The sequence below is a fragment of the Pseudomonas sp. v388 genome (genome assembly GCF_003935425.1).
Classification (GTDB): Bacteria; Pseudomonadota; Gammaproteobacteria; order Pseudomonadales; family Pseudomonadaceae; genus Aquipseudomonas.
Window position 1 is genome coordinate 408,700 of sequence record NZ_RHQN01000002.1, and the last position, 20,095, is coordinate 428,794.

General features: G+C 62.0%; 13 protein-coding genes. 5 read left to right on the forward strand and 8 right to left on the reverse strand.

From position 1 onward, the window contains the following. Nucleotides 1–113: 113 nt before the first annotated feature. On the forward strand, nucleotides 114–1,478 hold the full coding sequence (locus tag EGJ27_RS06070; protein WP_125829825.1) for a formimidoylglutamate deiminase: 1,365 nt from the start codon (nucleotides 114–116) through the stop codon (nucleotides 1,476–1,478). 42 nt (nucleotides 1,479–1,520) lie between these two features. On the opposite strand, the gene EGJ27_RS06075 is transcribed toward EGJ27_RS06070, so the two are convergent. The 7 genes from EGJ27_RS06075 to EGJ27_RS06105 all read right to left on the reverse strand — a co-directional run bounded on the left by EGJ27_RS06075 (nucleotide 1,521) and on the right by EGJ27_RS06105 (nucleotide 11,155). Further along, a complete protein-coding gene (locus EGJ27_RS06075; RefSeq protein ID WP_125829826.1) occupies nucleotides 1,521–2,090 on the reverse strand; it encodes a lipocalin family protein in 570 nt (189 codons plus the stop codon). Between the two features lie 2 nt (nucleotides 2,091–2,092). Continuing rightward, on the reverse strand, nucleotides 2,093–2,350 hold the full coding sequence (gene bamE / locus EGJ27_RS06080; protein WP_125829827.1) for an outer membrane protein assembly factor BamE: 258 nt from the start codon (nucleotides 2,348–2,350) through the stop codon (nucleotides 2,093–2,095). A gap of 133 nt (nucleotides 2,351–2,483) precedes the next feature. Next, nucleotides 2,484–3,086, reverse strand: coding sequence for a DUF924 family protein (locus tag EGJ27_RS06085; RefSeq protein WP_125829828.1), 603 nt, complete (start codon nucleotides 3,084–3,086; stop codon nucleotides 2,484–2,486). Nucleotides 3,087–3,089: 3 nt separating this feature from the next. Next, nucleotides 3,090–4,100, reverse strand: a complete 1,011-nt coding sequence (locus EGJ27_RS06090) for a class 1 fructose-bisphosphatase (protein WP_125829829.1) — start codon at nucleotides 4,098–4,100, stop codon at nucleotides 3,090–3,092. Between the two features lie 147 nt (nucleotides 4,101–4,247). Continuing rightward, a complete protein-coding gene (locus EGJ27_RS06095) occupies nucleotides 4,248–5,645 on the reverse strand; it encodes a DUF3999 domain-containing protein (protein WP_125829830.1) in 1,398 nt (465 codons plus the stop codon). Next, nucleotides 5,642–8,473 (reverse strand): DUF2339 domain-containing protein, encoded by a 2,832-nt coding sequence (locus EGJ27_RS06100; protein WP_125829831.1) that lies wholly within the window; start codon nucleotides 8,471–8,473, stop codon nucleotides 5,642–5,644. The genes EGJ27_RS06095 and EGJ27_RS06100 overlap by 4 nt, the downstream gene beginning before the upstream one ends. 231 nt (nucleotides 8,474–8,704) lie before the next feature. After that, entirely contained in the window at nucleotides 8,705–11,155 is a 2,451-nt protein-coding gene (locus tag EGJ27_RS06105) for a glycogen/starch/alpha-glucan phosphorylase (protein ID WP_125829832.1), read from the reverse strand. A gap of 280 nt (nucleotides 11,156–11,435) precedes the next feature. Between EGJ27_RS06105 and pip the strand changes: the two genes are divergently transcribed. From pip to mdoH, 4 genes are all read left to right on the forward strand, one after another. Then, nucleotides 11,436–12,407 carry a prolyl aminopeptidase gene (gene pip / locus EGJ27_RS06110; protein WP_125829833.1) on the forward strand — a complete coding sequence of 324 codons (972 nt, stop codon included), beginning with the start codon at nucleotides 11,436–11,438 and terminating at the stop codon, nucleotides 12,405–12,407. Nucleotides 12,408–12,447: 40 nt separating this feature from the next. Beyond that, nucleotides 12,448–12,885 carry a D-aminoacyl-tRNA deacylase gene (dtd, locus tag EGJ27_RS06115; RefSeq protein ID WP_125829834.1) on the forward strand — a complete coding sequence of 146 codons (438 nt, stop codon included), beginning with the start codon at nucleotides 12,448–12,450 and terminating at the stop codon, nucleotides 12,883–12,885. Nucleotides 12,886–13,150: 265 nt separating this feature from the next. After that, nucleotides 13,151–15,055, forward strand: coding sequence for a glucan biosynthesis protein G (locus EGJ27_RS06120; protein ID WP_125829835.1), 1,905 nt, complete (start codon nucleotides 13,151–13,153; stop codon nucleotides 15,053–15,055). After that, nucleotides 15,048–17,627, forward strand: coding sequence for a glucans biosynthesis glucosyltransferase MdoH (gene mdoH / locus EGJ27_RS06125; RefSeq protein WP_125829836.1), 2,580 nt, complete (start codon nucleotides 15,048–15,050; stop codon nucleotides 17,625–17,627). Before EGJ27_RS06120 ends, mdoH begins: the two co-directional genes overlap by 8 nt. Before the next feature lie 376 nt (nucleotides 17,628–18,003). Here the strand turns inward: mdoH and EGJ27_RS06130 are convergent, their stop codons facing one another. Beyond that, a complete protein-coding gene (locus EGJ27_RS06130) occupies nucleotides 18,004–19,947 on the reverse strand; it encodes a methyl-accepting chemotaxis protein (RefSeq protein WP_125829837.1) in 1,944 nt (647 codons plus the stop codon). Nucleotides 19,948–20,095 lie beyond the last annotated feature (148 nt).

Sequence of the window (20,095 nt, forward strand, 5' to 3'; positions counted from 1 at the left end):
GAGATCGCTCAAGCTAACCATTAAGCGGGCCAGCGGCAAGCCTGCCGGAGTTTACCGGGCAGACAATCGTCTGTATATGTATATACAAATTCCCCTGATGAGGTGCGAAGTCAATGTCAGCCTTCTTTGCCGAGCGTGCGCTACTTCCGGACGGCTGGGCCAGCGACGTGCGTCTGGAAGTCGATGCGCAGGGTACGTTGACCCATGTCGACGCGAATGCGAGCCGGCAGGATGCCGAGATTCTCAACGGTCCGCTGTTGCCCGGCATGCCCAATCTCCATTCCCACGCATTCCAGCGGGCCATGGCCGGGTTGGCGGAAGTGGCGGGCAATCCCAATGACAGTTTCTGGACCTGGCGCGAGCTCATGTATCGCCTGGTCGGGCAGATCAGCCCGCAGCAGCTGGGCGCTATCGCCCGTCAGCTGTACATCGAGATGCTCAAGGGCGGCTATACATCGGTCGCGGAGTTTCACTACGTGCATCACGATCCGGCGGGCAATCCCTATGCCGATCCGACTGAGCTGGCGCTACAGATCAGCCAGGCCGCTCGCCAGGCGGGTATCGGCCTGACCCTGCTGCCGGTGCTCTACAGCCATTCCGGTTTCGGCGGACAGACACCCAACCACGGGCAGCGGCGGTTTATCCACAGCACGGACAGTTATCTGGATCTGCAGTCCAGGCTGCGGCCGCTGCTGGCGGCTGAAGCGGCTCAATACGTCGGGCTGTGCTTCCACTCGCTACGCGCCGTGACACCGGAGCAAATCAGTGAAGTGCTGGCCGCTGGCGATGCGCAATGCCCGGTGCATATTCACATCGCCGAGCAGCAGAAAGAGGTCGACGATTGCCTGAGCTGGAGCGGTCGGCGTCCGCTGCAATGGCTGTACGAAAATGCGCCGGTGGACGAGCGCTGGTGCCTGGTTCATGCGACGCATGCCAGTGCAGACGAAGTCCAGCTCATGGCCCAGAGCGGTGCTGTCGCCGGCTTGTGCCTGACCACCGAGGCCAATCTGGGTGACGGGATTTTTCCGGCGGTGGATTACCTGGCTCAGGGCGGACGTTGGGGAATTGGCTCGGACAGTCATGTGTCGGTCAGCGTGGTCGAAGAACTGCGCTGGCTGGAATATGGGCAACGCCTGCGTGACCAGCGCCGCAACCGTCTGTATCGCAGCGATCAGCCGATGGTGGGCCGCACGCTGTACGACGCGGCCTTGTCCGGCGGCGCCCAGGCGCTGGGTCAGCCGGTCGGCAAACTGGCGGTCGGGCAACGCGCGGACTGGCTGGTGCTCGACGGCAACGACCCGTATATCTCGACTGCAACCGGCGACGGCATACTCAACCGCTGGCTGTTCGCCGGCTCTGATCGACAGATCAAGGACGTGATGGTCAGCGGCCGCTGGGTCGTGCGTGATGGACGGCATGCCGAAGAAGAGCAGAGCGCCCAGGCGTTTGCCAAGGTGCTGCGCGAATTGCTCGGGTAACTGCGGCTAGCCCGGTCCGCTCCCACGGGTAGCGTGCATGGCCTATTTACCCATCTTCGAGTCCGCCTCGCGCCAGATCAAACGGCTGGTGTCGTAACCCTGCTGGCGGGCCTTGCCGAGCATTTCCTGTTTGACCGACTCGCTGACTGTCGGCGTGCGGGACAGCAGCCACAGGTATTTGCGATTCGGATTGCCGACCACGGCGGTCTTGTAGCCTTCGCTGACGTGCAGGATCCAGTAGTCGCCCTTGGTGAAGCCCGGCAGCAGGCGCGAGAACCAGTTGTCGAACTCGACCCACAGTTTGTCGGTCTTGCCGGGCACCTGCGGCGAGGCGGTGCCGATGGCTTCCTGCCACTCGCCTTCCATGGTCCGGCAGCGGTTGGTGACGGCGACGTTTCCGTCTCCCTTGATCTTGTAGTGGGCCTCTGACTGGGCGCAGTTGCGCTGGAAGAACATCGGCAAGCGCGCCAGTTCATACCAGGTGCCCTGGTATTGCTTGAGGTCGACGTTGTCCGCCGTGCGCGGTTCCAGGTTGTCGGCCGAGTGCGCGAAGCCAATGGCCAGGAAGCTGGCCAGAACGAAAATGCCGAAACGTAGCAGCAGCTTGATCATGTTTATTTCAGACCTTGACCCGAGAACATCAGCACCTTGTCACCGGCGTACTGCACGCTGATGAAGGATTTCTGGTCACCCCAGGTGCAGCTGGACATGCCCAGCGCGCCGGAACATTCGGTCGGGCTACCCAGCAGGTCTTCGACCTGAGCCTTGGGCATTCCGGCGGAGAGTTTCGAGTAATTTTCCTGATTGACCTTGCTGCAAGCGGCCAGCAGCACACAAAAAGACAATAACGCTAGAGAGCGCAACGACGGCATGGATGAAGCTCCTGGGCGGAAGGGGGCTGCGTCGCAACATCCGCCAAACGGGCAGACGCTGGCGCGATACCGCAAGCTTAGAAGAGAAAAAGGGGTTCTGGTTCCCGAGGGGAACGAGGAATTCTCGGCCGCGTCAGAAGCGTGAGCCGGGGCCTTTCAGGAATTCGATCTCTTCGTCAGTCGAAGGTCGGTCCAGAAATGCGTTGCGATGAGGGAAGCGCCCGAACCGGGCGATGATTGCCTGGTGACGTTGCGCGTAGTCGAGGCTTTGGGTGAAGTAGTCGCGGTCGGTAGCCGGCAGTAACGGCAGCAGGCTGCTGAAACAGGCGATGGCCTGGTCTTGCACGGCAAGGTCTTCGCAGTGTTCCAGCACCAGATAGATGAACGTGCGCTGCAACGGGTCCAGGTGTTGGTCGCGGCCCAGTTTGAGGCCATGACGGACCAATGCCTGAGCGCGCTGATCACCGGCAAAGGCTTTGCCGGTGTTGCGATGAACCATGCGCGGCAGCTGGTCGAGCAACAGCACCAGGGCCAGCCAGCCGTGCGGGTTTTCCGCCCATTCACGCAGACCGCCGGCCAGCGCCTGTTCCATCAGAGCACCGAAGCGTTCGCGAGCTTCGGTGTCGTTGGCCTTGCGCTTGCCGAACCACAGCTTCTCCTTGGCTTTCACCACTTCAGTGGGGGATTCGGCCGAGCCGAACCACCATTCAAGCAGCGGGAGCCAGGGAGCGAGCATGGCTTATTCCTTGTGGTAAGCCGTGGCGCGTTCGACTTCTTCCTTGGAACCCAGGAACACCGCCACGCGCTGGTGCAGGCCTTCAGGCTGGATGTCGAGAATGCGTTGATGGCCGTCGGTGGACGCGCCGCCGGCCTGCTCGACCAGGAACGACATCGGGTTGGCTTCGTACATCAGGCGCAGTTTGCCCGGCTTGGACGGCTCGCGGCTGTCGCGCGGGTACATGAACAGACCACCACGGGTCAGGATGCGATGCACATCGGCGACCATCGCGGCCACCCAGCGCATGTTGTAATTCTTTTTCAGCGGGCCTTCTTCACCGGCCAGCAGCTCGCCGACGTAGCGCTGTACCGGGGCTTCCCAGTGGCGCTGGTTGGACATGTTGATGGCGAATTCCTGAGTGGATTCCGGGATCTTGATGTCTTCGTGGGTCAGTACGAAGCTGCCCATCTCGCGGTCCAGGGTGAAACCTTTGACGCCGTCGCCCAGGGTCAGGACCAGCATGGTCTGCGGGCCATAGATGGCATAACCGGCAGCAACCTGCTCGGTGCCCGGCTGCAGGAAGGCGTTTTCGTTCAGCGCTTCGTTCTGGCTCAGGTATTCGTTCGGGCAACGCAGTACCGAGAAGATCGTGCCGACCGGCGCGTTGATGTCGATGTTCGACGAACCGTCCAGCGGGTCAAACACCAGCAGGTACGCGCCTTTTGGGTACTTGCCGGGAATCTGGTAGGCATTGTCCATTTCTTCGGAAGCCATGCCGGCCAGGTGACCGCCCCATTCGTTGGCTTCAAGCAGGATCTCGTTGGAGATGACGTCGAGCTTTTTCTGCACTTCGCCCTGCACGTTTTCGGTGCCCATGCTGCCGAGAACGCCGCCCAGTGCGCCCTTGGAGACCGCATGGCTGATTTCCTTGCACGCTCGCGCCACCACTTCGATCAGGAAGCGCAGATCGGCAGGAGTGTTGTTGCTGCGGGTCTGCTCAATCAAATAGCGACTTAGTGTAACGCGGGACATGGAGTGCTCCGAAAATGGGGTATGAGAAAAACCCGCGCAGTTTAGCGCGAGTGACGGCTGAATACTGCTATCAGACTGGCGCTGGGGCGATTGAGTTCACGACCCGCCACAGCGTAGCTGCAAAAGGCACGCCCACAAGCGCTCTGGTCAACGCCTGGAGGCCGATGCCCGCCATGTAGTGAAGGCCATCCAGCCCAACATCAACACGCCGATGACCAGCACCGCCCAGAGTCCGAGACGTTTCAGATCGGGACCTTGTGCTGCAACTGCCAGCGGCGCCGCCGCCATGTCGGCAACCGGCGCGGTGCTGGGCCGTGCCGTGCCCAGAGCGTTCAGCCGTTGGGGCACGAAGTCGGGAATCAGCGTGGTCAGCGGCAGATTGGCGGGTCTGGCCCGGGCATTGCCCACCGCCAGTGTGAACGGCCCTTCGCCCCGAGCCAGGAACACCACTTGAGTCGCCTGCACAGCGACGCTCATGTCCGGCGCCTGCGCGCCCAGTCCGCCGCCGCGATCGTCTACCTCGAGTTTGAGCTGGCGAACTACCTGGCCGGAAAACCGGCCCGAAAGCTGGAGCTGATCCTGCACCGCATCGCTGCCGTTCTGGGTCAGGCGATACAGCAACCCGCTGCTGATCACCTGCCAGGGCTGCTGGTCATCGAGTCTTCCGTACAGGGTGGCCGGTGCCAGGCTGTTGGGCTGAGCGATGGTGATCTTTACCCGCTCCACCGGCAGGCCGACCGGCAACTGCCACAGGTATTCGTCAGGCTTCTCGGACTTGCCGGCAATCACTGGCGACCAGGTCAGCGGCAGGGCCGGGCTGTCGGTAGGCGCGCTGAGCAGATGCGCGGCAGTCAGGGTCGGCGCGTTGCTCGGTGCGCGCCATAACAGCCGCAGGTATCGGGCGCTGTGGCCCGGCAGACCGACTTCGCGCTGCTCGACAACCTCATCGGAAAACGACAGCCGCGCGACCTGGCCCTCACCCCACGAGTGCCAATGCTGCAAATCGTCGCTGGCCTCGATGGTGAAATGCTGGAAACCCTCGCGCTCGGTGTTCCAGTCGATCACCAACTGCTCCAACGGTGCATGGATCGCGCTGGTGTCCAGCAACCAGCCGCGCAGGATTTCTTCGCCGGCTTCGATGTCACTCTGTGGCTGGACTTCCAGCACGCTGCCGCTGGCCGAGCGCTCGATACGGATCACCGGCACCGCGTCACCGGCTTCGGCGGTGGTGTAGAGCGGGAACCACTTTACTGCCGTCGACGTCTGTTCCTGAGCCGGGACCTGCTGCGCCAGCGCATAGGCTTGTGCCTGACCTGCGGCGTTGAACACCCGGACGTCGCCCAGGTTGGAGTCGCGCGCATTGAGCTGCACGGCCAGCGGCAGTTCGATGCGATACCACGGACCCTGGCCTTCGAGGGTCAACGGGGTCTGGCTGGCGAAGTCCGCGGGCTTGTCCTGAGCGTGGGCGATCATTCCCGAACACAGGACGGCACCCAGCACCGCGATCTTCAAGGTGAACGGACGGCTCAAGATCAGTTTCCTCATGGCTGGCGCGGCTCTGCGGCAGAGGGCAGGTCGGGCTCATTGCGGACTTCTCTGTCCGACTGTTTCGGCGGTAATGGTGCGAAATATCCCACCACTAATAGCAGCATGCCAACACCTATAAACGAAACGATGCGCGCCATCGAGCCTCGGTCGCTCAGTTCGACGAAAAACAGCTTGGCGACCACCACGGCGATCAGTGCCGCACCGGCGATCCACATTTCGCGCCTGCGCCGCAGATGGCCGCCGATCATCAACGCCAGTGCCATCAGCGTCCAGACGATGGACAGTCCGGCCTGGACCTGCATCGACGCCAGCAGATGGTCGGCGTCCCAAGGCACATCGTTCCAGTGATGAGCGGTGCGCATCACCATGGCCGTGACCAGCACGAACAGCGAGGCACCCACGACCAGCTGCGCGCTGCGTTGTGCCACCGCTTCGCTGAAACCCAGTTGCGCCAGGTAGCGCTGCATCCACAGGCAGATGCCGGCCAACGCGAACAGCAGGCCGAGTTCCAGCGGGTTGAGCAACGGAACATAGGGCAGGGGCGCGGCGGCACCGTCGCTAAAGATGTTCGCCAGCCAGAACCAGGCCAGCATCAGTACCGCCATGGGTGCGGCGGCCCACACTCGATATTCCCGAGGCTGGGCGGATATCGGCCATGGCCAGCTTCGCGGATGGGCCATCGCCAGCAGATACAGACTTGGCAGCAAGGCCCAGCCCAGCCAGCGCCAGGCATTGTGCTGCTCGGACAGCTGCATCAGGCCCATGCGCAGTTCCAGCGCCAGCAGCGCAATCACCAGCCAGCAGCCCAGGATGTGGGCCAGGCCGCCAGCCATGCGCGGCAGCACAGGCGCCAGTTTGCGCAGGGTCAGCAGATGCACGGCGATGACCGCCAGCCAGCCCAGCCAGCCCCAGTGTTCGGCAGGGTGATAATCGAAACGCAACGAGCCGATCAGTAACAGACTGGCGACAGGCATCAATGCAGTACACAACACCGCCAGGTCCGGCCACTGCAAACGCAGGGCAACCGTGGCCCAGAGCGCGACGCTGACGGCAGCCGCGATCAGCAGCCATGTCGGCTGGAACACCTCGGGCACGAACAACAGCACGCTGCAGATCAGTGAAAAAGCCCACCACGCCGCGCCCCACGTGAGCAGCAACGCGGTTGCCAGCTTCGGGTCGAGCCGCGTCAGCCCGTTGAAACGGTGGATGCACCAGGCGCTGATCAGCGCGGCGATCGCCATGACCATGGGCGTCCAGTAATCGCCGTGGTCGAGCAACGCGCTGTAGGACAGGTCCAGCTGGTTGAGCAACGCCGCGCCTGCGCCGATCTGCAGCAAAAGGCCGAAGCCGCGTGCCAGCAAGCGCTCCTGGCGCATGCCCAGCCAGAACACCGCCGCGCCTTCGACGGCCCAGGCGCAAGTGGTCCATTGCGAACCCAGGCCCAGCGGAATCGCCAGGGTCGCGAACACCACGCCCAGCGCCAGACAGGTTTCCATCAGCAACGCGGCTTGACCGGGCGCACGCAGCGCCAGCAAACGGCCCAGCCCCAGGTAGATCGCGCCGAGCGCCAGGGCGCTGAACGCCGCGCCGAATTGCAGATGCTCCACCAGCGCATATTGCAGACCGAAACCCACGATGGGCGTGCCGAACAGCAACGTACCGTCGACGTAATCACCCTTGCGCAACTGTATGGCCGGGTCATCGGAGGCACTGCCGGTTTCCTGCAATTTGCGCCGGGCGAACATCAGGCCGATGGCCAGATACATCAGGAAGAACAGGATCAGGAACGGTTCGGTGCTCCAGAACATTGCCGGCGTGTAGCTGTTGATGCCCCAGGCGAAGCCGATGCCGAAGGTGCCGAAGAAACCGATCAGGTTCAGCACGCGCCACGCCTTGAACCAGGCAATGGCGAAAATGCCCGCATTGAGCAGCGCGAAATAGCTGAACAGCGCGACGTGGCTGCCTTGCCCGGTAGACGCGAGCAACGGCGCGGCGAAACCGCCCAGCGCGCCTGCGCACGCCAGGGCCAGCGCATTCTGGGTGACCGCCAGAATCGTCGAAAAAGCGGTGATCGCAACCAGCAAGGTAAAGCCCATGGAGGGCTCGAGCAGCGGATGCAGCTTCATCGCCGCGAATACCGTCAAGTACAGTACGCCGACACCGGCGCCCTGGACCATCAATGCATATTGGGGGTTGCGATGGCGCAGCCACCAGCCCAGGCCCAGCAGGCCCAGCGCGCAACCGGCAACAGCGGCATACCGCGCTTCGATCGGGAACACTATGCCTTCGGTGGCGTAGCGCAGCAGGAAGGCCAGGCCGAGAAACAGCAGCACGACGCCGACTCGCAACACCGTATTGCCGCCCAGCAGCCAGTTCCTGGCGCGGGTGATGGTGCTGTCGAACGGATTGGCCTGGGCGGCATCACGGGTATCGGGTGCCGGGCGCCAGGCGGATTCGTCGGTCTTGGCGGGTAATGGTTGTTCGTCAGGCAAGTCCCAGATCAGCTCCGGGCCATCGGTGTGCGCCGCGACCACCACCGCGTCGGCGGGCAGCGGCGCAGGAGCCTGGGCAGGCTCGACAGGCTGGAAGTTCGAGACGGGCGGGAATTCGAGAAGCGTGAGCCGCTGTTGCAGCGATTCGACGGTTTTACGTGTGGTTTCCAGTTGCTGCGCTTGCTCGAACGAGCGTTTGCGCAACGAGTACAAGCGAACGCTCGCACAGACTGCCCAGCCGCAAGCCGCGCCAACGAGCATGCCCTGCCACTCGTCGTAGCTCAGCGAATAGCCCAGCACGGCACCGCCCAACAGCAGACAAATCCATAGCACGCGACGACATCCTTTTCGATGTGTGAAGGTTTATCGCTGCGCAGTATATAGGGCGGGAGCTATTGGACATAGCTAACAAGGGGCTGGACGCGTTGACCTGTGGGAGGCAGCTTGCTCGCGACGACGGTATTTCAATCGATGAATCACCTCAGGCCGTATCGGCCTCGTCGCCAGCAAGCTCCCTCCCATTGGGTCGCGGTGTGCCCGGAGTGTCAGTCCTGGCGGATCAACTCAATCCAGCGCTTTCCAGATATCGCCCGCGTATTCGCGGATGGTCCGGTCGGACGAGAACCAACCCATCCTCGAGGTATTGAGCACCGCCGAGCGCCACCACTGCTTGGGTTCGTGCCAGCAGGCCTCGACCTTGGCCTGGGCGGCCCAGTACGAGTCGAAGTCGGCGCAGACCAGGAAGCGGTCATACGCCAGCAACTGATCCACCAGACCGGCGTAGCGGTTCGGATCGTCCGGCGAGAACACGCCGCCGCGAATCGCCATCAGCACGTCATTCAGGCGCGGCGAAGCGGCCACGTCGGCGACGGCGCTGAAATCACCGGTCTGCTTGCGGGCTTCGACCTGCTGCGAGGTCATGCCGAAAATGAACATGTGTTCCTGCCCGATCTGCTCGCTCATCTCCACGTTGGCACCGTCCAGCGTGCCGATGGTCAATGCGCCGTTGAGGCCGAACTTCATGTTGCTGGTGCCCGACGCCTCCAGGCCCGCGGTAGAGATCTGTTCTGACAGGTCGGCTGCCGGAATGATGCTCTCGGCCAGGCTGACGTTGTAGTTGGGCATGAACACCACTTTGAGCAGGCCACGCACGGTCGGGTCGTTGTTCACGGTGCGGGCGATATCGTTGGTGAGCTTGACGATCAGCTTGGCCGAGTGATAACTCGCCGCCGCCTTGCCCGCGAAAATCTTCACCCGTGGCACCCAGTCCGTACCCGGCTCGGCACGAATCGCCTGATACAGCGCAACGGTATGGAACAGGTTGAGCAACTGGCGCTTGTACTCGTGGATCCGTTTGACCTGCACGTCGAACATGGCCGCCGGATTGACCGTAATGCCCAGTCGCTCGTGGATGATCGCGGCCAGCGCGCGCTTGCTGTGCAGGCGCTGGTCGGCGAACTGCTTGCGGAACGAACTCTTCTCGGCAAACGGCTCCAGCTCGATCAACCGGGTTTCGGCGTTGTCCAGCACGTCCTCGCCCAGTGCCTCGACCAGCATCTCGGTCAGCCGCGGGTTGGCCTGGAACAGCCAGCGCCGGAAAGTGATGCCGTTGGTCTTGTTGTTGATTCGCTCGGGATACAGCTTGTGCAGTTCGGCGAACACCGTCTTGCGCATCAGTTGGGTATGCAGCGCCGAGACACCGTTGACGCTGTGGGAACCGAGGAACGCCAGGTTGCCCATGCGCACGCGGCGGCCGTTGTCTTCTTCGATCAGCGACACGGCGCGCAGCACGTCGAAATCGTGAATGCCCTTGGCGCGCAGCTGGTCGATGTGCTGGGCGTTGATCAGGTAAATGATCTGCATATGACGCGGCAGCATGCGCTCCATCAGGCCAACCGACCAGGTTTCCAGCGCTTCAGGCAGCAGCGTGTGGTTCGTATAGCCCAGGGTGTTGACGGTGATCTTCCATGCCGTGTCCCAGGAAATGCCGTGGGTGTCGATCAGCAGTCGCATCAGCTCGGCCACCGCGATCGACGGGTGGGTATCGTTCATCTGGATGGCCGCGTGCTCCGGCAGATCCGTCAGGGTGGCGTGCATGTTCAGGTGGCGGCGCAGCAAGTCCTGCAACGATGCGGAGACGAAGAAGTATTCCTGGCGCAGGCGCAGTTCCTGGCCGGCCTCGGTGGCGTCATTGGGGTACAGCACGCGGGAAATGCTTTCTGCGCGGACGACTTCGGCGACGGCCCCGAAGTGGTCGCCGGCGTTGAAGCGTTCCAGGTGCAGGTCTTCCACGGCCCGGGCACGCCACAGTCGTAGCGTGTTGACGCTTGCGCCGCGCCAGCCGACCACCGGCGTGTCATAGGCAATGGCCCGCACGGTTTCAGCAGGACGCCAGACCTGCCGCGCTTCACCGGTTTCATTCAGGACCGTCTCGACGCTGCCGCTGAAACCGACCGGATAGACCACTTCCGGGCGCTCGAACTCCCACGGGTTACCGAAGTCCAGCCAGTTCTCGGTCTGCTCCTGCTGCCAGCCATCCACCACCGCCTGGCGAAACAGGCCGTGTTCGTAGCGGATACCGTAGCCGTGCCCGGCAATGCCCAGCGTCGACATGCTTTCCATGAAGCAGGCCGCCAGACGACCCAGGCCGCCGTTCCCCAAGGCCGCGTCCGGTTCGAGGGTGCGGATGCGTTCGATGTCCACCCCAAGCTCGGTCATCGCTTCGCGGGCGATTTCCAGCAGGCCCAGGTTGCTCAGGCTGTCGTACAGCAGGCGGCCGATGAGAAATTCCAGCGAGAGGTAGTAGACGCGTTTCTGCACCTTGCGATAGATCTGCCGGGTGTGATCCATCCAGTGCTCGACCATGTGGTCGCGCGCCGCGAGAGCAATGGCCTCGAACCAGTCATGCTCGAAAGCATGGTCAGGATCCTTGCCCACTGCATAAGTGAGTTTGGCGAGTACGGCGGTGCGGAATTCAGCCACATCTGCATCACGAACGAGTGGTTCCTGAGACATCGGTACGACCTCAAGTAGTCTGACGAATGAAAAAACGGAATGCTTTGACTGTAGGCGTGTACTCAGTAATTTCCCGAAAAAAATCAAAATAACTGAACGCACGACCCAGCTTTCGACTCGGGTGGAATGCTCTGGTTCGCCTGTCTTGCCCCTGGCGGCGCGCCGATTTCCAGTCAGGCACCCGCGGCGATGATGTGCAGCATGCTCATTCCTCGTTTCGGGTTTATGATGCCCAACGGCAGAATGATAGAAGCCCCTGAACCGAACCTACGGAGCACCTATGCAGACTTTGTACCCGCAGATCAAACCCTACGCCCGGCATGATCTGGCCGTGGAACAACCGCATGTGCTCTACGTCGACGAAAGCGGCTCGCCCGAAGGCCTGCCGGTGGTTTTCATTCATGGCGGGCCGGGTTCGGGTTGCGATGCCCAGAGCCGCCGCTATTTCGATCCCAACCTGTACCGCATCATCACCTTCGACCAGCGCGGCTGTGGCCGCTCGACGCCCCATGCGAGCCTGGAAAACAATACCACCTGGCATCTGGTGGAGGATCTGGAGCGTATTCGCGAACATCTGGGCATCGAAAAATGGGTGCTGTTCGGCGGGTCCTGGGGCTCGACCCTGGCGCTGGCCTATGCGCAGACCCACCCCGAACGCGTTCATGCCATGATCCTGCGCGGCATCTTCCTGTGCCGTCCACAGGAAATCGAATGGTTTTACCAGAAAGGCGCCAGCCGTCTGTTCCCTGACTACTGGCAGGATTACGTGGCGCCGATCCCGCTGGATGAGCGCGACAACCTGCTGGCAGCCTTCCACAAACGCCTGACCGGCCCGGACCAGATCGCCCAGATGCATGCGGCCAAGGCCTGGTCCACCTGGGAAGGCCGCACGGCCACCTTGCGCCCCAATCCGCAGGTTGTCGACCGTTTTTCCGAGCCGCAACGGGCGCTGTCCATTGCACGCATCGAATGCCATTACTTCACCAACAACGCTTTCCTGGAAGAGAACCAGCTGATCCGTGACATGCCCCGGATCGCACACTTGCCGGGCATCATCGTTCACGGTCGCTACGATGTGATCTGCCCGCTGGATAACGCCTGGGATCTCCATCAGGCCTGGCCCAACAGCGAACTGCAGGTCATCCGCGACGCCGGCCACGCGGCTGCCGAGCCGGGCATCACCGATGCGCTGGTCCGGGCTGCAGCGCAGATCGCGCGGCGCTTGCTCGACTTGCCGCCCGAAGAAGCCTGATCCGCAGCTCAACTATTTTTCTCGGGACTGGAAAGCGTCTATGAAAGGCTTGTTGCAGCGCGTGAGCAGTGCACGCGTTGAAGTGGAAGGTGAAGTGGTTGGGGCCATCGCCCAGGGTTTGATGGTGCTGGTGGGGATCGAGCCGCATGACACGCAGGCCAGCGCCGACAAGTTGCTGCATAAACTGCTCAACTATCGGGTCTTCAGCGATGACGGCGGCAAGATGAACCTGTCGCTGCGCGACGTGAAGGGCGGATTGCTGCTGGTATCGCAGTTCACGCTGGCGGCGGACACGCGAAGCGGCATGCGTCCCAGCTTCTCCAAAGCGGCTCCTCCGGCGCTGGGCCTGGAATTGTTCGATTACCTGTTGAGCCAGGCCGCAAAGGCACATCCGGATGTAGCATCGGGCCAATTCGGAGCTGACATGCAGGTACATCTAGTGAATGATGGCCCGGTGACATTTCTGCTCGAATCCTGAACGGAAAACGTCGACCGTACGGTGCTCGGATTTTTCGCACATTCGTCTGAAAAATTTCTTCTCACACCTGATGCGTTGAAGCGCGCGCTACTGGATAATCGCGCGTTACAGGATTGTCAGTGGTTGATCCACTGGGTTATGTCAAACGCGGTTCTGACACCGATTGGGGAATCATTAGGCCCTTTCGGAGTCGGAACAATGCTCGCCAACCCGGCATCGATAGCTGGCCGTTGGTTTTTTCATCTGTTTTCGGCGAGGGTTGCTCGTGATTGTTAGTCCCTGTGATGCTCCAAAAACACCTGTCAAACGGTTGCGTAGTGCGCTTTTGGCAAGCTCGGCTCTGGTCTGCCTGTTGGGCTCGGGTCAGCTGTGGGCGTTCAATCTTGATGATGTGGCGGTAAAGGCCAAAGAACTGGCCGGGCAGAAGTTCGAAGCTCCACGCAGCAACCTGCCGACCGAATTCCGTGAAATGAAGTTTGCGGACTACCAGAAGATTCGTTTCCGCGAAGACAAGGCTGAGTGGGCAACCGACAAGACGCCGTTCAAGCTGTCTTTCTATCATCAGGGCATGCACTTCGATACCCCGGTAAAAATCAACGAAGTCACGGCCACCACCGTCGAAGAGATCAAGTACGACAGCGCTCGTTTCGATTTCGGCGACGTGAAGTTCGACCCCAAATCCACCGAAAAGCTCGGCTACGCCGGTTTCCGCGTCCTCTACCCGATCAACAAGGACGACAAGCAGGACGAGATCATGACCATGCTGGGCGCGAGCTATTTCCGCGTGATCGGCAAAGGTCAGGTCTACGGCTTGTCCGCTCGCGGCATGGCCATCGACACCGCCGCTTCGACCGGCGAAGAGTTTCCGCGCTTCAAGGAGTTCTGGATCGAGAAGCCGGGCGCCGACGACAACCATCTGGTGATCTTCGCGCTGCTCGATTCGCCTCGCGCCACCGGCGCTTACCAGCTGACCCTGCGTCCGGGCACCAACACCCTGGTCGACGTGAAGTCGCGCATGTTCCTGCGTGACAAGGTCACCAAGCTGGGCGTTGCACCGTTGACCAGCATGTTCCTGTTCGGCGCCAACCAGCCGTCCCGCGTGCCCAACTATCGTCGTGAACTGCACGACTCCAGCGGTCTGTCCATCCAGGCAGCCAATGGCGAGTGGGTATGGCGTCCGCTGAACAACCCTAAACACCTGGCCGTCAGCAGCTTCTCGGTCGAGAATCCGCGTGGTTTCGGTCTGCTGCAACGTGGCCGCGACTTCAGCCAGTACGAAGACCTCGACGACCGCTACGACAAGCGCCCAAGCGCCTGGATCGAGCCGAAGGGCGATTGGGGCAAGGGTACGGTCGATCTGGTCGAGATCCCGACCGCCGACGAAACCAATGACAACATCGTTGCGTTCTGGAAGCCGGAAACCCTGGCTGCGCCGGGCGAGCCGATGAACTTCGATTACCGCATTCACTGGACCATGCAGGAAAACGCGATCCACTCGCCGGACCTGGGTTGGGTCAAGCAGACCCAGCGTTCCATCGGTGACGTGCGTCAGTCCAATCTGGTCCGTCAGCCTGACGGCAGCCTGGCATTCCTGGTCGATTTCGTCGGCCCGGTGCTTGCCGCACTGCCTGAAGACAAGACCATCCGCAGCCAGGTCACCACCGACGACAACGTCGAGCTGGTCGAGAACAACCTGCGCTACAACCCGGTCACCAAGGGCTATCGTCTGACCCTGCGCGTCAAGGTCAAGGACAGCAACAAGCCGACCGAAATGCGCGCTTACCTGCTGCGCGAGATTCCGGCCGAACCGGGCAAGGAACCTGCACTGCTGGTTGCGGACAAAACAGAAGAGAAGAAGGTCGTCAAGGAAGCTGCGAAACCTGCAGTCGCCAAGGACACCGCTACCGACAAGGTCGAAGTCGCCAAGGCTGATCCAGCCAAGCCCGACGCCGCCAAAGCGGATGCCGCCAAACCTGACGCTGCAAAAGGCGATGCCGCCAAGGCCGAGCCTGCGAAAGCCGACGTCGCCAAGGCGGAAGTCGCCAAGGACAAGGACGGTAAAGAGATCCAGCAGCCCGAAACAGAGGCCGCACCCACCCATCCAGAGCCGGCCAAGACGTTGCAAGTCATGACCGAGACCTGGAGTTATCAGTTGCCGAGCGATGAGTAATTCAGTTCCGGTGCCAGTATCACTCGAAGAGTATCTGGCCCACTTACCGATGACGGACGCGCAGCGGGCAGAACTTGCCAGCTGCAACTCGTTCGCCGAGCTGCATGAACGCCTGTCGGCCCAGTCGGTCAGCGAAACCACCGGAGCCGCCCAGGCTTCGGTGGGCCGTCGCCTGACGCTGTCCACCGCCGATGAGTTGCAGGACGCCGAGATGCTCGCCGTCGATGCCAACGGTCGCCTGTGCCTCAAGGCTACTCCACCGATTCGCCGCACCAAGGTCGTGCCCGAGCCGTGGCGCACCAATATCCTGGTGCGTGGCTGGCGTCGCCTGACCGGCAAGACCAATCCGCCCAAGCCGGATCACAGCGATCTGCCGAAAGATCTGCCCGAGTCGCGCTGGCGTACCGTGGGTTCGATCCGCCGCTATATCCTGCTGATCCTTATGCTGGGGCAGACCATCGTTGCCGGCTGGTACATGAAAGGCATCCTGCCGTATCAGGGCTGGTCGCTGGTATCGCTGGACGAAATCACCCGCCAGACTTTCGTGCAAACCGCTTTGCAGGTTCTGCCGTATGCGCTGCAGACCAGCATCCTGTTGCTGTTCGGAATTCTGTTCTGCTGGGTATCGGCTGGTTTCTGGACCGCGCTGATGGGCTTTCTCGAATTGCTCACCGGCCGCGACAAGTACCGCATCTCGGGCGCAAGCGCCGGCAATGAGCCGATCGAAGCCGGTGCGCGTACTGCGTTGGTGATGCCGATCTGCAATGAAGACGTGCCTCGCGTGTTCGCCGGTCTGCGTGCGACTTTCGAATCGGTGGCTGCCACTGGCGATCTGGACCGCTTCGATTTCTTCGTGCTCAGCGACACCAACGACACCGATATCGCCGTGGCCGAGCAACAGGCCTGGCTGGATGTGTGCCGCGAGACCAAAGGCTTCGGCAAAATCTTTTATCGCCGTCGTCGCCGTCGCGTGAAGCGCAAGAGCGGCAACCTCGACGACTTCTGCCGTCGTTGGGGCAGCGATTATCGCTACATGGTCGTGCTCGACGCCGACAGCGTCATGAGCGGTGAGTGTCTCACCAGCCTGGTGCGCCTGATGGAAGCGACGCCGGACGCCGGTATCATCCAGACCGCGCCGCGTGCGTCGGGCATGGACACGCTGTATGCGCGCATGCAGCAGTTTGCGACCCGCGTTTACGGCCCGCTGTTCACGGCCGGCCTGCACTTCTGGCAGCTGGGTGAATCCCACTACTGGGGTCACAACGCGATCATCCGCATGAAGCCGTTCATCGAGCACTGCGCCCTGGCGCCGCTGCCCGGTAAAGGTGCCTTCGCCGGTGCGATTCTCTCCCACGACTTCGTTGAAGCTGCGCTCATGCGCCGTGCCGGCTGGGGCGTGTGGATTGCGTACGATCTGCCGGGCAGTTATGAAGAGTTGCCGCCGAACCTGCTGGACGAACTCAAGCGTGACCGTCGCTGGTGCCACGGCAACCTGATGAACTTCAGGCTGTTCCTGGTCAAGGGCATGCACCCGGTTCACCGGGCCGTGTTCCTGACTGGCGTGATGTCCTACCTGTCGGCGCCGCTATGGTTCTTCTTCCTGGTGTTGTCCACCGCCTTGCTGGCGATGAACACGCTGATGGAGCCGACCTACTTCCTTGAGCCACGCCAGTTGTATCCGCTCTGGCCGCAATGGCACCCGGAAAAAGCCGTCGCGCTTTTCTCCACCACCATTGTCCTGCTGTTCCTGCCCAAGCTGCTCAGTATCATTCTGATCTGGGCCAAGGGTGCGACAGGCTATGGCGGCCGCATCAAGGTCACGCTGTCGATGCTGATGGAGATGCTGTTCTCCATGCTGCTGGCTCCGGTGCGCATGCTGTTCCACACTCGTTTCGTACTGGCTGCGTTCCTGGGCTGGGCCGCGACCTGGAATTCGCCGCAGCGTGACGATGACTCCACGCCGTGGATCGAAGCCGTGAAGCGTCATGGCCCGCAAACGCTGCTGGGTGCGTGCTGGGCTCTGCTGGTGTTCTGGCTGAACCCGAGCTTCCTGTGGTGGCTGGCGCCTATCGTGGTGTCGTTGATGCTGTCGATTCCGGTGTCGGTGATTTCCAGCCGCACCAATCTGGGCCTCAAGGCGCGTGACGAGAAGCTGTTCCTGATTCCGGAGGAGTACGACACGCCGCAGGAACTGATCTCGACCGACAAGTACACCCACGAGAACCGCTGGCATGCGCTGAAAGATGGCTTCATTCGTGCAGTCGTCGATCCGCAGCAGAACGCGCTGGCCTGCGCATTGGCGACCTCGCGTCACCGTACAGCCAAGCCGATCGAAGTGGTGCGCATGGAGCGCGTCGATCACGCCCTGGCCGTCGGGCCGGACAAGCTCAGCAACCATGAGCGGCTGATGCTGCTCAGCGACCCGGTCGCCTTGGGTCGCTTGCATGAGCGAGTCTGGAGCGAAGGCCACGAAGCATGGCTCGCTGCGTGGAGAGCTTCCATCGAAGCCGACCCGCATGCGCCGCTGCTGCCGTTGCAGCCGCTGCAAACGCCGCAGCCGGTTCTGGTCTGATAGCAAGCCGGTAACAAAAACGCCTCTGAAGTCTGGCTTCAGGGGCGTTTTTGTTTAAGGACCTGGGTGTGACGATTTCTCTGCAGGAGCGAGCTTGCTCGCGATCTGCCGTGCAGCGGCAGCAAAACCGGTGTACTCACCAGACCTAGCGACTGCATCGTCTGGATTGCCAGCAAGACGGATGTCGCGAAGAGGCCAGTACATCCGCAGCCCTGTGTTGGCTGAAAGGACGTCTTCGCAATGGATCTGCTGTGGATGTACCTATTATTGCTGCCGCTGCGCGACAGATCGCGAGCAAGGTCGCTCCTACATAGACCGCGGCGCACCTACGAAGCCTGCCTCCCACAGGTTCGCGGCGCTTTTGATTTTGGTCGGGTCAGCTCACCCTGAATTTCCCCACCAGCGCCTTCAAATGACTGCCCAATCTTGCCAGCTCCACGCTGGAGGCGGCGGTTTCTTCGCTGGCGGTGGCGGTCTGTTCGGAGATATTGCGCACGCTGAGCACGTTGCGGTTGATCTGTTCGGCGACCACGCTCTGTTGCTCGCTGGCGGTAGCGATCTGGCGGTTCATGTCCTGGATCGCCGCCACGGTACGGGTGATCTGCTCAAGCGCGTCACCGGCGCGGCGGCTGAGGTCCACGCTGTTGTCGGTCAGGCTTCGGCTGGCATCCAGCGTGGTAGCCACCTGCTGGGTGCCGTGCTGCAACGCGGCAATCAACTCTTCGATCTCTTCGGTTGACTCCTGGGTGCGCTGCGCCAGGCTGCGCACTTCATCGGCCACCACGGCAAAGCCGCGACCCGCTTCGCCTGCGCGGGCGGCTTCGATGGCGGCATTGAGCGCCAGCAGGTTGGTCTGTTGCGAGACCGACTTGATCACGTCCAGCACGCCCACGATCTTGCCGCTTTCCTGCTTGAGCGTGTTCATCGCGTGGGTGGAATTGACGACTTCCCGGGCCAGCTGCTCGATCTGGTCTATGGCCTGACCCACCACGCTGTCGCCGCTGCGCGCTTGCTGGTCGGCATGGGTGGCGGCTTGCGAAGCCTGCTGGGCGTTGTGAGCGACCTCCTGCACGGTGGCCGACATCTGGTTCATGGCCGTGGCCACCTGGTCGGTCTCCACCTTTTGATCGTTGACCCCGGCGCAGGTTTGCTCGGTGACGGCAGACAGCTGTTCCGCAGCACTGGCCAGTTGTGTGACGCCGTCGCCGATGCCGCCGATCAGCTCGCGCAGGCCCAGGGTCATGGCTTGCATGCTGCCCTGAAGCTGACCCAATTCATCCCTGCGCTCGATGTGCAGATCCTGGCTGAGATCGCCGTTGGCGATTCGACCCGCCGCGATCAGCGTCAGACGCAACGGGGCAATGATCTGATGGGTCATCACCCAGGCCGCCAGCACGCCGATCATCAGCGCCAGGGCTGCCACGCCGCTCAGGGTGGTGCGTGACGCTGCCGCCTGACTGTCGCGCTGGGTGCTTTGCAGGCCCAGCAATTGGGCCACCGAAGCCAGCATCTTGTCGCCCAGTGCTTCCATGCCTTCCTGGTCGGCTTCGACCTTGACCCGTATTTCCTTGAAGCGGTTCAACTGATCGCGGTATTGCTGCAAGGCATCGTTAGCCGGCTTCAGCCCCTGGATATTCTCATCCGCCTGATCCTGGGATATCTGCGTCACTTCCTTGAGCGCTTCATCGATGGCCACGACGGCCGCCGTTTCGTCGGCTTCCTTACCGGTGAAGGTGTACGCCTGCACCTGATAGCGGGCCACCTGGATCTGCTGCTTGAGCTGCGAGAGGTTGGTGAATTCGTCCAGGCGTTCGCTGTTGTCCTGCTCCTGGCTGACGGCCTTGAGCACTTCGGCTTCAACTTGCGCCACGGCCTTGACCGCCTGTTCCGAATGCTGCTCCAGACGCGCACGGGACTCGTCGCCCGCCTTGCGGTCGACACCCAGCTCGGTGAACGCCGCTTCCATGCGGCTGACCAGCTGGCTCTGTTCGTTGAGCATTTCCAGGCTGCGCGGGTCATCGATTTCCTTGCGCAGCTTGCTCAAGTGCTCTTCCAGCTCATTGAGCCGGTCGAAAACCCGTTGGGCCGTTTCGCTGCCGGGTTCGGCGCGGAAAATGATGCGCTCGGCACGCAAATCCTTGGTCATATTGCTCAGCTGACCAATCGACGACAGCGATTCGGAGCGCTCGATCATGGCGTCCAGACCATGCCAGCCGGTGAGCGTGATAGCCAATGTCAGTAGCAGCACCAGGCCGAAGCCCAGGGAAAGTTTGAGTTTGACGCTCATGTTGCCGAGCGGCCGGGCGATCCATCGAAACATGGGAAGACTCCTGCAAGAACGAACGAAAGCAGGCCCAGAGCATTGGTGGCCTGCGTTACGAGCGCATCGGCAAGGGTCGGGATCGCACGACCTGAAACGGTCGTAGGAGATTTCCGAGCAGGGGACGTCAGTGACCTGCGTCACACTC